We start from the raw sequence: 12,957 nt of genomic DNA, 5'->3' as shown, positions 1-12,957 counted from the left end.
CTCAGACCCCCAGTTCCTGGCGCTGGCGACGCAGGTGTTCAGGCATTTCCTTGTACACGTCCTCGAACATCGAGGCCGCGCTGGGGATATGGCCGTCGGCCAGGGTGCCGAACTGTTCGGCATCCTTCTGTGCCTTGATCACCTCGGCCTCGAGTTCGGCGCTGACCGCCTGGTGTTCGTCCTCGGACCAGTGGCCGGTCTTGATCAGGTGCTGCTTGAGGCGGGCGATCGGGTCGCCGAGGGGGAAGTGGCTCCAGTCGTCGGCCGGACGGTACTTGGACGGATCGTCCGAAGTGGAGTGCGGGCCGGCACGGTAGGTGACCCACTCGATGAGCGTCGGGCCGAGGCCGCGACGGGCGCGTTCGGCAGCCCAGCGCGAGGCGGCGTAGACGGCGATGAAGTCGTTGCCGTCGACCCGCAGCGAGGCGATGCCGCAACCCACGCCACGCCCAGCGAAGGTGGTTGACTCGCCGCCAGCGATGGCCTGGAAGGTCGAGATCGCCCACTGGTTGTTGACCACGTTGAGAATCACCGGGGCGCGGTAGACGTGGGCGAAGGTCAGGGCGGTGTGGAAGTCGGACTCGGCGGTGGCGCCGTCACCGATCCATGCCGAGGCGATCTTGGTATCGCCCTTGATCGCCGAGGCCATGGCCCAGCCAACCGCCTGGACGAACTGGGTGGCGAGGTTGCCGCTGATGGTGAAGAAACCGGCCTCGCGCACCGAGTACATGATCGGTAACTGGCGCCCCTTGAGCGGGTCGCGGGTGTTGGACAGCAACTGGCAGATCATTTCCACCAGCGACACGTCGCGGGCCATCAGGATGCTCTGCTGGCGGTAGGTGGGGAAGCACATGTCGCTGCGGTTCAGGGCCAGGGTCTGGCCACTGCCGATGGCCTCCTCGCCGAGACTCTGCATGTAGAAGGACATCTTCTTCTGGCGCTGGGCGACTACCATGCGGCTGTCGAAGATGCGCGTCTTGAGCATGGCACGCATGCCTTGGCGCAGGACTTGCGGGTCGATGTCGGCGGCCCAGGGGCCGAGGGCGTCGCCATGCTCGTCGAGCACGCGCACGAGGCTGCCGGAGAGGTCGGCGGTATCGGCGGGTTCGACATCGACAGGGGGCTTGCGGACTTGACCGGCGTCATTCAGACGCAGGTAGGAGAAATCGGTCTGGCAGCCTGGCCGGCCTGTGGGCTCGGGCACATGCAGACGCAGGGGGGCGTACTCGTTCATGCTTTTTACGCTCGCTCGAATGTTGTTTTTGTGAGCTTTGAAGCGGTCGCCGCTGAGTGCCGGCTCGTGACTGGCAAGTCAGCGTCTTTTTACATCATAGGGGGAGGGCAGGAGAATTTTTCTCTCAAGTTCATTGCCTTTGTCCTGCGGCACAGATAAACATTCCGTACAAACACAAAAACCAGGTCAATTTCTCTCATGCGCAAACTGGACCGCACGGATATCGGCATTCTCAACAGTCTCCAGGAGAATGCCCGGATCACCAATGCCGAGCTGGCGCGCTCGGTCAACCTGTCGCCGACGCCCTGCTTCAACCGGGTCAAGGCCATGGAGGAGCTGGGGGTGATCCGCCAGCAGGTGACGTTGCTGTCGCCCGAGGCGCTGGGGCTGGACGTCAATGTGTTCATCCATGTCAGCCTGGAGAAGCAGGTGGAGCAGTCGTTGCACCGCTTCGAGGAGGAAATCGCCGAGCGCCCCGAGGTGATGGAGTGCTACCTGATGACCGGTGATCCGGACTACCTGCTGCGTGTGCTGTTGCCGAGCATCCAGGCTCTGGAGCGGTTCCTCGACTACCTGACGCGATTGCCGGGGGTGGCCAACATCCGCTCCAGCTTCGCGCTCAAGCAGGTGCGCTACAAGACCGCGCTGCCGTTGCCGGTCAATGGCATGACCCTGCGCGAGCCTTGAGAGCATCCGCGGGGCAGGGTGCTTGATATTTTAAACACCCTAGGCCTATGTTGTGTTCGTCGCCACTTCCGGCATGCGAGTACAACAAAAAGGACAGCGTCATGACGACCGAAGGCCCGCGCAACCAGGCAGAGCACCTGATGGGCATCGACGAGATCGAGTGTGTCACCCCGGACCTCAACGGCGTTCCCCGCGGCAAGGTGATGACCGCCGAGGGCTTTCTCGAGGGGCGACGCCTGCAGATGGCTCGCGGGGTACTGCTGCAATGCATCATGGGCGGCTATCCGCCGGCGCTCTTCTACGGCAGCGACGATGGCGACCTGGCGCTGGTCGCCGAGCCTGCTCAGGTCCATCGCCTGCCGTGGAGCGACGAGCCGCGGGCCTTGGCGATCTGCGACGCAGTGGAACTCGACGGCACGCCGTCGGCGCTGTCCAGTCGTGGCCAACTCAAGGCGGTGATCGCCCGCTACGCCGAGCGTGGGCTGGCGCCGGTGGTGGCGACCGAACTGGAGTTCTTCGTGTTCGCCCCGAACACCGACCCGGGCCAGCCGTTCCAGCCCCCGTTGGGCAAGGATGGCCGCCGGGAGATGGGCCACTCGGCCTTCAGTGTCAGCTCCAACAATGGCCTGCGACCGTTCTTCAACGAGGTCTATCGCTGCATGGCGGCGCTGGGCCTGCCGCGTGACACCTTCATGCACGAAATGGGCGTCAGTCAGTTCGAGATCAACCTGCTGCACGGCGATCCCTTGTTGCTGGCCGACCAGACCTTCCTGTTCAAGCACCTGCTCAAGGAAGTGGCGCTGCGCCATGGACTGACCGTGGTATGCATGGCCAAGCCGCTGGCGCATACGCCGGGCAGCTCGATGCACATCCACCAGAGCCTGGTGGAGATCGCCAGCGGGCGCAACGTGTTCAGTGACGAGCAGGGCGAGGCGACCGAAACCTTCGAGCACTTCATCGGTGGCCTGCAGGCTTGCCTGGCCGACTTCACCGTGCTGTTCGCCCCCAACGTCAACTCCTACCAGCGCCTGTGCCACCCCTACGCATCGCCGAACAACGCTTGCTGGTCCCATGACAACCGCGCTGCAGGCCTGCGCATCCCGGCCAGTTCGCCCGTGGCGCGGCGGGTGGAGAACCGCCTGCCGGGCGCTGACGCCAACCCCTACCTGGCCATTGCCGCGAGCCTTGCTGCTGGTCTGCATGGCATCGAGCAGCGCATTGCGCCTACGCCGGCGATCCAGGGCGAATTCGAGGTGCCGGAGCATCTGAGCCTGCCGTGCACCCTGCATGCGGCGCTGGAGCGCCTCAAGCGCAGCACGCTGGCGCGGGAACTGTTCGGCAGCGAGTTCATCGAAGGCTACATCGCCAGCAAGACCCTGGAACTGACCGATTTCTTCGACGAGATCACGCCCTGGGAGCGGCGGGTGCTGGCAGCACAGGCCTGAGCGCGACACGACCGCTACTGGATGCGCCTCCTGCGGTCACTTTCGCCGTCAGGAGCCTGCAGCGCCGCCGATTTGCCCTTATGCTTGGCTGCAACCCAACGCCACCTGACCAAGGAGCCCGACGGGACGTATGCGGAACATCTGGAAGCCGTTTCAGTCGTTGTACTTCGCTGCCTTGATGATGCTGATCGGCTCGGGCCTGCTCAGCACCTACCTGGCGTTGCGTCTGGCCGCGGACCATGTCGACAGCCTCTGGGTCGGTGCGCTGATGGCGGCCAACTACTTTGGCCTGGCGTTGGGCGGCAAGATCGGTCACCGGCTGATTGGCCGGGTCGGGCATATCCGTGCCTATGCCACCTGTGCCGGCATCGTCGGCGCCGCCGTGCTCGGGCACGGCCTGACCAACTGGCTGCCGGCCTGGGTCGGGCTGCGGATGATCGTCGGCCTGGGCATGATGTGCCAGTACATGGTCATCGAGAGCTGGCTCAACGAGCAGGCCGATGCCAAGCATCGCGGCGCCGTGTTCAGCGGCTACATGATCGCCTCTTATCTGGGGTTGGTGCTTGGCCAGTTGATCCTGGTGGTGCATCCGCAACTGGGGCCGGAGTTGCTGATGCTGGTCGCCATGTGCTTCGCCTTGTGCCTGGTGCCGGTGGCGATGACCCGGCGTATCCACCCCGCGCCCCTGCGTCCGGCGCCGATGGAGCCGAAGTTCTTCATCAAGCGGGTGCCGCAGTCGTTGTCCACCGTGCTTGGCTCGGGGCTGATCGTCGGTTCCTTCTATGGCCTGGCGCCTTTGTACGCGGCCAACCAGGGGTTGAGCACCGAGCAGATCGGCCTGTTCATGGGGTGCTGCATCTTCGCCGGGCTGGTGGTGCAGTGGCCGCTGGGTTGGTTGTCCGATCGCTACGACCGGGCGGTACTGATCCGCAGCGTGGCGATCGGCCTGGCGCTGGCCTCGGCGCCGCTGGCGATCCTGCCGGGGGTGCCCCTGGAGCTGCTGTTCGCCATCGGTTTCGTCATTTCCCTGCTGCAGTTCTGCCTGTACCCGCTGGCGGTGGCGTTTTCCAACGACCACGTGGAGAGCGAGCGGCGCGTTTCGCTGACGGCGATGCTGCTGGTGACCTATGGTGTCGGCGCCTGCATCGGGCCGTTGGCGGCCGGCGTGCTGATGAAACTGCTCGGCCCCCAGATGCTTTATGCCTTCTTCCTGTTCTTCGCGCTGGTGCTGGTCTGGCGTATCCGGCCGAAGGCGGTTACCGGGCTGCACCAGGTGCAGGACGCGCCCCTGGGGCACGTGGCAATGCCAGCGGCCGGCTCGCCGTTGTCGGCGGCGCTTGATCCGCGGGTCGACGAGCAGACGGTCCAGGAGGTCATGCAGGCGCCGGTCGCGGCGGAGGACACCGAGGAGGAACCACAGTCGCAGGTGCGTGCCAGCGAAACTGAAGCCGAGGTGGGCCGATCTTGAGTGGTTGCCCGTCAGGCGAATGGCTGAATTGGCCAGTTGCCGGCGGGCTGTGCGTTTCAGATGAGCTGAATGTCTTTCAGGTGAAATACCAGTATTTCACCGTCCTTTTCTCCGGCATTGAGGAACCAGTAGTGGCGTATTGGCTTTTCTCTGTCATAGATGGCTTTCACCAGTGCAACGCGGTGGCCGCTTGTGTCGCGCAGGTAGAACGGGATGCTTCCGGCACTCTCCAGTGAACCGTCCCACTCCTGCAGCAGTTCAATCTTCCACTGGGCCTGGTCGCTGAGCGCTTTGCCGATGACGGCGGGTGGAGACCACTCGAGCAGCCTGCCCATGACATGAGAGGCATACAGGCCTAGCCAGCCCTTCTTGTTCTGCCTGAGTATCGAGCCGAAGTACTTCCACGTTTCTGCGCCGTTGATCTGGTAATGAAGGCGGTTGCCGCTTTTCTTGACGAACTTGAACAGAAACCGAATAGGTAGAAAGCTCGGGGTGTCCCCGCGCTGGTCCTCCGTGCACAGCCAACCGTCCTGGTCGATGGAGAAGGCGGGGTGTACGTAGATCGGTGTTTCGACAACGCCTACACGCCCGTGTTGGCAATGCAGTTCGGCTGTGAATGTAGTCGGAAACATGGTGCGCCTCTTGTCCTGTCGCGCCCACGTCGGGCGCAGGTCACCGTAGTGGAGCTCACTGTCCGCGGGAGCAGGGAAACACGCCAGGTGAGGCCCGGTTATCGCTGAGGCGGGGAAACGAAAACGCCACCCGTTGGGTGGCGTTTTGCATGACAGGCGTCGTTCAGTAGTCGTCCTTGTCGAACCGCCGCGCTTCGCGTTGCAGTTGATAGACGAAGCTTTCGATCTTGCGTTGGGCCTGGCCGCTGAGGTTGTGGAAGCGCACTCCGGCGAAGGTGGTGTTGATGCGCTCTTCGAAGTGCAGGTGGCGCAGTTCGACCATGGTGTCGCTCAGTCCCAGGGGGGTGCCGGCCTTGAAGCGTTCGTAGACCTGGCCCAGTTGCAGGCGATATTCGACATTGCCTTCGAAGCGCAGCTTGCAGCCGGTGGCAGAGATGTCCAGCAGCTTGCCGCGCAGGGCGCCGTTGCCCTTGAGGTGGGTGCCATCGAAGTTGACGTCGACCAGTTGCGACAGCTTCAGTGCCGCGCGGAAAGCATTGCGGCGCTGGTGATAGGTGACTTCCTCGGGCAGTGGACCACGGTAGCAGCGGTGGCCGTCGATTTCGGCGATGGTCAGGGGGCTGCCGCATTCCCAGGCGATGCGTACGCCGTCATGGAAGCCTTCGACACGGAACGGTTCGCCGTTCTCGATGTATTTCTCGCCGTCGCGGGGGATCATTTCGTCCAGCGCCAGGGTGCCGCTGTCCCGGTCCACATGCACTACATAGCTCTGGAAGCGCTGACTGCGTTCATGGAAGCTGATGATCAGTGGGTCGTGGCTCTCCAGCAGTTGGCGCAGGTTGGCCGTGATCTCCAAAGGGGTGGTCAACACCTTCGGTGGCTGGGGAGCATCGGATTCATTGAACACGGGTTTTCAATCTCCAGGCAAAAACGACACACGCAAGTAACGGCATTTTGCCAGTATGTTCCGTGTCTTGATACAACTAATCACACTTGACCGAGCGCCTGGGGCCTGGCCATTGGCGAGGTGGTGCCACGGCTGTCATAGAGCGACGGTGCATCGCCGCCCATGAGGATTCTGATCTGGTTGGCCGTGGCATGTTGCTGCAGCTGGATGATCCGGCCATTGGTCTCGTTGATCTTCTGGCAGGCGTCCATCAGCTGGGTGAGCACGTCGAGTTGCTGCAGGATGATCTCGCCATTGGGCGACTGGGCTGCTACCGCCTGCACGCCGGCACGGTCGGCGCTCAGGCCGAGCTCGATGAGCAGGTGATTGCGCCGCTGTCCCTGCTGTTCGATCAGTACGATCAGCGACTGCTTGCGGGCCAGGATCTGCTCCAGGGCATGCATGTCGCGGCCGTGCAGGGCGACTGCCTCCTTTTGCAGGAGGTCGTGCAGTTCCTGCGTTGGCGCGATGTCGTCTTCGATCAGTTGCAGCAGAGTGATGTCGTGCATGGCTAACTCTTTGGCTTGTTGCGTCCTTGAAGTCAGCGCGCCTGGAGGTTAGCGCTGAGCTTCGAAATCGAGCAGTTTACTGGCGACCCGGCCGGCATCGACCTGGTAGCTGCCATCTGCGATCGCCTGCTTCAACTCGGCCACGCGGGCGCTGTTGACGGTCGGCTGGTCGCGCAGCTTGTCGCTGATCTTCTGCAACTGCTGGGCCTCTTGGCTGAGGTGTACCGCTTCTCCGCTGGCATTGGCGCGTTGTGGCGCCTCGCTGGCGACACCGGTCTTGTCGGCGTTGCCCGACGCGGTATTGCCGCGCACGCCGCCCGTGATGGACGGAGAATTATTCAAACGACTGAAGTCGATGACCATGATCAGAACCTCTGGGTTTTTGGACGCATGCCCTGTTTTCGGCCAGTCCGAAAAAAACTTTAGGCACGTATGCAATGCGGCCTGTCAGCACGCTGGCACAACCCGATATCCGACACAGTTTAGGGGGAGCGGTTCAACACTGCCAGCTTTCTGTCGTCGTCTGTCGTCGATGGCTTACATGGCCACCTCGACCTGGCCGGGGCCGGTGACCCGGGCCTTCACCACTCGCTTGGAATTGAGGTTGCGGACCCGGATCTGCGCTTGCAGGCCGCCTTTTTCCAGGGCTTCGCCGGGCATGCGCACGCTCAGGCTGCCGCTGCGGGCGACGATCACCACGTTATCGCCCTTGCGCACCACCTCGGCTTGCTCCAGATGTTGTTGGGTCAGCACCTGATCGAGCACGGTAGGGCGTACCAGCTTCATGCCGACGGCCTGGTCCAGCTGGGTCAGGTAGCCCTGGCCGAGAGTGCCGACATCGCGTTGACGCAGGGCCACGTCCTCTTCACCGACCACGCTCTCGCGCTTGAGTGGCCGGGTCATTACCACGACGTCGCGCAACAGGCGGACCTGGGCCGGAACGAATACCGTCCACGGGGCGCTGCCGTCGCAGCGCACCCTGACGGTGACCCGGCCCAAGGGTGTCGGGCTTTCCAGCGAGGCATCCAGCTGCTGGCTGCACAACGGCATGCGCAGGCGCGGGTCGAGGGCGTTCACCTGAATCTCGTAGCGGCCCTCGGTCTGGGTGGTCGCCAGGTAATCCTCGACCGTGAATTCAAGAAACCCTTGGGTGACACCGATAAGCTGTTCAGGCAAGGTAAACGAATCCGCGAGCGCGCGAGCGCCGGGTGCCAGGAGGCACAGCATGGCGAGCGCGCCGCTCAGCAGGCGCGTCAGTCGTCGGAAAATTGTCGTTTTCGTGTACATGGTGCTCAAAAAAGCAAAGCCCGTGCCGACTTGGTACGCAGGCAATCGTTGAAGGAGTCCGGCATGGCTGGAGTGATGGATTCGGTCAACCAGCGCACGCAACTGGTGGGGCAGAATCGCCTGGAGCTTCTGTTGTTTCGCCTCAATGGCGACCAGCTCTATGGCATCAATGTGTTCAAGGTTCGCGAGGTGCTGCAGTGCCCGGAGCTGACACTGCTGCCCAAGTCCCATCCAGTAGTGCGCGGCGTGGCCAATATTCGCGGGGCGACCATCCCGATCCTGGACCTGTCGATGGCGACCGGTCTGCCGGGGTTGCAGGAAGACACGCGGCGCAGCTTCGTGATCATCACGGAGTACAACACCAAGACCCAGGGCTTCCTGGTGCACTCGGTGGAGCGCATCGTCAACATGAACTGGGAAGAGATCCATCCGCCACCCAAGGGCACCGGGCGCGATCACTACCTGACCGCGGTCACCCGGGTCGACAATCGCATGGTCGAGATCATCGACGTGGAAAAGGTGCTGGCCGAGGTGGCGCCTTCGTCCGAGTCGGTATCGGACGGGGTGATCGACGCCGAGGTGCAGGACAAGGCCGTGTTGCTGCGGGTGCTGACCGTCGACGATTCGTCGGTGGCGCGCAAGCAGGTCAGCCGTTGCCTGCAGACCGTCGGTGTCGAGGTGGTGGCGCTCAATGACGGTCGCCAGGCCCTGGACTACCTGCGCAAGCTGGTGGACGAGGGCAAGCGTCCGGAGGAAGAGTTCCTGATGATGATCTCGGATATTGAAATGCCGGAAATGGATGGCTATACCCTCACGGCAGAGATTCGCAGCGATCCGCGCATGCAAAAGTTGCACATCTGCCTGCATACTTCGCTTTCCGGAGTGTTCAACCAGGCGATGGTCAAGAAAGTCGGTGCCGATGATTTCCTGGCCAAGTTCAAGCCGGACGATCTCGCCCAGCGCGTGGTCGACCGGATCAAGGCGACGCACTGAAACGGCCGGGGCCTGTCCCCGGCGCTAGCGATTTAGAAAGAGGCGGCAGCATTGTCTACGGGTAATTTGGATTTCGAACAGTTCCGGGTCTTCCTGGAGAAAGCCTGTGGCATCTTGCTGGGCGAGAATAAGCAGTACCTGGTCTCCAGCCGTCTCAACAAGCTGATGGAGCAGCAGGGCATCAAGTCGCTGGGGGAACTGGTGCAGCGCATCCAGGCTCAGCCGCGAGGTGGCCTGCGCGAGCAGGTGGTCGATGCCATGACCACCAACGAGACGCTGTGGTTCCGCGATACTTATCCGTTCGAGGTGCTCAAGAGCAAGGTCATTCCGGAGTTCATCAAGAACAATCCGGGGCAGCGCTTGCGCATCTGGTCGGCGGCTTGCTCGTCGGGACAGGAGCCGTACTCGATCTCCATGTCCATCGACGAGTTCGAGCGTACCAACCTGGGCCAATTGAAGATGGGGGCGCAGATCGTCGCGACCGACTTGTCCGGTGCCATGCTCAATAACTGCAAGACCGGTGAGTACGACAGCCTGGCGATTGCCCGTGGCCTGTCCCAGGAGCGTCTGCAGCGCTACTTCGATACCAAGGGGCCGGGGCGTTGGGCGGTCAAGTCGCCAATCCGCAGTCGTGTCGAATTCCGCTCCTACAACCTGCTCGACAGCTACGCGCCGCTGGGCAAGTTCGACATCGTGTTCTGCCGCAACGTGCTGATCTACTTCTCGGCCCAGGTCAAGAAAGACATCCTCCTGCGTATCCACAGCACACTGAAACCCGGGGGCTATCTGTTCCTGGGGGCCTCGGAGGCGCTCAATGGCCTGCCGGACCATTACCAGATGGTCCAGTGCAGCCCGGGGATCATCTACCAGGCCAAGTGAGGCTCGAAAAAAGGCCGGTATCGCAAGATGCCGGCCTTTTTTGTGTTGCTGACGCCACTCGAAGCGCGAGTGGCGCATTGCGCGATCAGAAGTCGTAGCGCGCCCGTGCCGAGAATGCGTCGGCATCGAAGCCCGACTTGCCGAAGTAGTCGTAGCTCAGGCCGACCGTTACAGCGCCCAGCTTGTAGTCGGCGCCCAGGCCGGCCTCGTAGCTGTTGCGTGCCACGCTGGCGCCCTGGGTCACGAACGGTGTGCCGCCGACCAGGAAGGTCGAGGTGTTCTGTACCTTGTCGGCGTTGAAGTCGTGATAGGCCATGAGTTTGAACTGCGGCTCCAGGGTGCCTGCGCCGAGCGCGTAGTTGCCCGCGACGCGCACGCCGGTGCCCAGTTCGAGGGCTTCATAGCGCTGGTCTTCGATCTTCAGTGCCGCGGAGGAGCCTTTCTCGTGGTAACTGTCGATGTCGACCCGGTTGTAGCGCGCGGCCAGGCGTGGTTCGACCAGCCATTGTGATGTGGCCTGCCAGCTGTAGCCGGCGACCAGGTTCAGGCCCAGCTGCTGGCTGTCGTAGTCGGACTTGGCCTGGGTGCCGAGGATGTCGCGCTTGCCTTCGTTGTCGTTGAAGCCATACACCAGGCTGGCATCAATGAAGTAGTTGCCCAGCTCATACCCGCCGTACAGGGTGAAGGCATGGCCTTCGACCTTGGTGCGGTCGCCGCTTTTGCCGTTGATGTCGGTGTTGACGAAGCTGTAGGCCACGCCCAGGGACAACTGGTCGTCCAGCTTGCCGTCGGCGCCGACGGCGATGCCGCGACTGTAGGCGTTGTAGCCGGAAATACCGTCCCGGCGTTGCTGGTTGGCGTCGCTGTACAGGCTCTGCACCCATACGCCGGTTTCCTGTAGGGGGCCGCCCGAGGCGCCGCCGCGCAGGCCGCTGGCGCGGTTGAGGGTGACGTTGCTGATCATGCGCTGGCTGGCAATCGCCGCCTGGCGCGCGCCGTCGCTGACGTTCGGGCTCAACTGCTCGGCCAGTTTGGCCAGTTGTGCCTCGTCGGCGTGGGAGGCGGCCTGGAACAGCGGGTCGTCCTTGCTCAGTTGGGCCAGCAGGCCGGAGCGGGTCAGGCCGGTCAGTGCGCTCTGGGCGTTACGGCTGCCACCATTTTGCTGGACCATCTGCTCGATGACCGGCTCCGCCTTGGTGTTGACCTCGACGTAGACCTTATTGTTTTCCAGGGTGCTGCTGCGCACGTCGAGCAGCGCCGAGGTGCTGACCACCTTGGGCTTGCCATTGGGATCGAGGGCCTGGCCGCTGGCGTCGAGCACCTGGACCTGGCCGGCCTCCAGCAGCAGGTAGCGCCCGCCGCTGGGCAAGTAGTCGTCGCTTTCCGGGCTCAGGGCGATGCGCGCGTTCTGGCCGAATTCGGCGATGCCGCTGACTTTGAGTACGGCCTGGGTCGGGTTGGTATCTTCGCTCAGGTACAGGCCCAGCGATGAGTGGTCGGCGATGCGCAGGTTGCCGTCGACGCTGGTGTGCAGGCTGGTGATGCTGAAGGTGACCGGTGGCTCTTCGGCGTCGCCGACCTCGATCCAGCCGCCGCTCTTCAGGCGGATATCGCTGTTGCCCTGGTTCAGGAAGTAATTCTCGTAGCGGGCGTTGCCCTCGACTTCGATGTTGGCCAGGCCGTCGAGGCTGCCGATGATCTCGCTGCCTTCGCGCATGATCAGTTCCACCGGGCGGTTGCTGGTGGTGGCGTCGATGGCTGTCCTGGCCCAGATCCTGCCGCTGTTGAAGATGTTCAGGTCGCCGTTGGCCTTGTACTGCGGTTGCAAGCCAGGGCCGTCATAGGCGACGGTGCCGATCTTGATGGCGGTGTCGCCGGCGGTGATCTGCCCTTCGTTGACTACGTGCCGGCCCAGGCTGTCGACCAGGGTGGCGCCATCGAGGTTGAGGGCGATCGACTCCTGTGCGCCTGCGTAGAGCAGGCCGCTGTTGTCGATGCCGGCAAGCGTGCTGCCGCTGCCGGCATTGATGCCGATTGCGCCTGGGCCGCTTGCATTGATCTGGCCTTTGTTGATGATCCGGCCTTCCAGGCTGGCGCCGCCAAGGTCGATGCCGCGCGAGTGCGGGCCGTTGGCGGCGATCCTGGCATCGGTGTCGTTGACCAGGTCGCCGTGGATGAGTGTGCGCCCGCCGTTGCGTGAGGCCAGGTCGATGCCGTAGCGCGGCTTCTCGTTCATGTCGAAGTAGAAGTCGGTGCCGGATGTGAGTAGCCCCTGGTTGATCAGGTCGCCGTCGAGGGTGGTCGCGCTGATGCGCAGGGCCGCACCTTCCAGGCTGGTGGTCCTGACATTGCCATGGTTGTAGAGGTTGCCGCTGAGGTTGCTGCTGGCGATACGGATGGCATCGGTCCTGTTGACCAGGTCGACGGTGTTCTTCTTGTTTTCGTTGATTGTGCTGTCGAGCGTCAGATCGCCCAGTACCTTGGCGTCGAGCAGGTCGATGGCGGTGCGGCTGAGGTTGTTCAGGCTGCCGGTGAAGCGCAGGTCGTCAGCGTAGGTCTGGTGCTGGCTGCTGTAGCCGGCGTCGGTCAGGGCGATGGTCTGTGGCAGTGCTACTGCGGGCAGCGGGCTGCTGCCGATGGCCAGGGCGAGCAGAGTCTTGCGAAAGGGGCGGGCGGGCACGTGTTTCGTTCCTTGGAGATCGTGATGAAGGCGATGCGCATCCATGCGTGACGTGAGGCTTCGTTACAGCGCGGGGGCTGGTCGTGCCACGCTTTTTGCGGGGGGTGGATGCTACTCCAGGTGATGTCACTTTGACATGTTTGTTGGCGTCAATTTTTTGGTTTGCCGCTTTTGCCGTCCGGCAATTGCCGCTGTGC

Annotated in this window: 12 protein-coding genes; 5 read left to right on the top strand and 7 right to left on the bottom strand. The window is 63.1% G+C overall.

What is annotated here, in order from left to right:
• Nucleotide 1: 1 nt before the first annotated feature.
• On the bottom strand, nt 2-1,234 hold the full coding sequence (locus F3J43_RS02595; RefSeq protein WP_166883264.1) for a 3-methyl-2-oxobutanoate dehydrogenase (2-methylpropanoyl-transferring) subunit alpha: 1,233 nt from the start codon (nt 1,232-1,234) through the stop codon (nt 2-4).
• A 198-nt stretch (nt 1,235-1,432) separates the two neighbouring features.
• Between F3J43_RS02595 and bkdR the strand changes: the two genes are divergently transcribed.
• The 3 genes from bkdR to F3J43_RS02580 all read left to right on the top strand — a co-directional run bounded on the left by bkdR (nt 1,433) and on the right by F3J43_RS02580 (nt 4,834).
• Nucleotides 1,433-1,921, top strand: a complete 489-nt coding sequence (bkdR, locus tag F3J43_RS02590; protein WP_166883263.1) for a Bkd operon transcriptional regulator BkdR — start codon at nt 1,433-1,435, stop codon at nt 1,919-1,921.
• Nucleotides 1,922-2,022: 101 nt separating this feature from the next.
• On the top strand, nt 2,023-3,366 hold the full coding sequence (locus F3J43_RS02585; RefSeq protein WP_166883262.1) for a glutamine synthetase family protein: 1,344 nt from the start codon (nt 2,023-2,025) through the stop codon (nt 3,364-3,366).
• Nucleotides 3,367-3,496: 130 nt separating this feature from the next.
• Nucleotides 3,497-4,834 carry an MFS transporter gene (locus tag F3J43_RS02580; RefSeq protein ID WP_166883261.1) on the top strand — a complete coding sequence of 446 codons (1,338 nt, stop codon included), beginning with the start codon at nt 3,497-3,499 and terminating at the stop codon, nt 4,832-4,834.
• A gap of 56 nt (nt 4,835-4,890) precedes the next feature.
• Here the strand turns inward: F3J43_RS02580 and F3J43_RS02575 are convergent, their stop codons facing one another.
• The 5 genes from F3J43_RS02575 to flgA all read right to left on the bottom strand — a co-directional run bounded on the left by F3J43_RS02575 (nt 4,891) and on the right by flgA (nt 8,097).
• A complete protein-coding gene (locus tag F3J43_RS02575; RefSeq protein WP_166883260.1) occupies nt 4,891-5,466 on the bottom strand; it encodes a hypothetical protein in 576 nt (191 codons plus the stop codon).
• A 163-nt stretch (nt 5,467-5,629) separates the two neighbouring features.
• Entirely contained in the window at nt 5,630-6,373 is a 744-nt protein-coding gene (locus F3J43_RS02570) for a flagellar brake protein (protein ID WP_166883259.1), read from the bottom strand.
• A gap of 80 nt (nt 6,374-6,453) precedes the next feature.
• Nucleotides 6,454-6,921, bottom strand: a complete 468-nt coding sequence (locus F3J43_RS02565; RefSeq protein WP_166883258.1) for a flagella synthesis protein FlgN — start codon at nt 6,919-6,921, stop codon at nt 6,454-6,456.
• 48 nt (nt 6,922-6,969) lie between these two features.
• Nucleotides 6,970-7,284 carry a flagellar biosynthesis anti-sigma factor FlgM gene (flgM, locus tag F3J43_RS02560; RefSeq protein ID WP_166883257.1) on the bottom strand — a complete coding sequence of 105 codons (315 nt, stop codon included), beginning with the start codon at nt 7,282-7,284 and terminating at the stop codon, nt 6,970-6,972.
• A 174-nt stretch (nt 7,285-7,458) separates the two neighbouring features.
• Nucleotides 7,459-8,097 (bottom strand): flagellar basal body P-ring formation chaperone FlgA, encoded by a 639-nt coding sequence (flgA, locus tag F3J43_RS02555; RefSeq protein WP_286184323.1) that lies wholly within the window; start codon nt 8,095-8,097, stop codon nt 7,459-7,461.
• A 174-nt stretch (nt 8,098-8,271) separates the two neighbouring features.
• Between flgA and F3J43_RS02550 the strand changes: the two genes are divergently transcribed.
• On the top strand, nt 8,272-9,201 hold the full coding sequence (locus F3J43_RS02550; RefSeq protein ID WP_166883255.1) for a chemotaxis protein CheV: 930 nt from the start codon (nt 8,272-8,274) through the stop codon (nt 9,199-9,201).
• A 51-nt stretch (nt 9,202-9,252) separates the two neighbouring features.
• Nucleotides 9,253-10,080, top strand: a complete 828-nt coding sequence (gene cheR / locus F3J43_RS02545) for a protein-glutamate O-methyltransferase CheR (protein ID WP_166883254.1) — start codon at nt 9,253-9,255, stop codon at nt 10,078-10,080.
• 85 nt (nt 10,081-10,165) lie between these two features.
• Here the strand turns inward: cheR and F3J43_RS24260 are convergent, their stop codons facing one another.
• A complete protein-coding gene (locus F3J43_RS24260) occupies nt 10,166-12,760 on the bottom strand; it encodes an autotransporter family protein (RefSeq protein WP_205297592.1) in 2,595 nt (864 codons plus the stop codon).
• Nucleotides 12,761-12,957 lie beyond the last annotated feature (197 nt).

This window comes from Pantoea sp. Cy-639, assembly GCF_011752525.1.
In the GTDB taxonomy this organism is placed as follows: domain Bacteria; phylum Pseudomonadota; class Gammaproteobacteria; order Pseudomonadales; family Pseudomonadaceae; genus Aquipseudomonas.
Note: the sequence above shows the minus strand (reverse complement) of the source record. Positions and strands in the feature narration are given on the sequence as shown.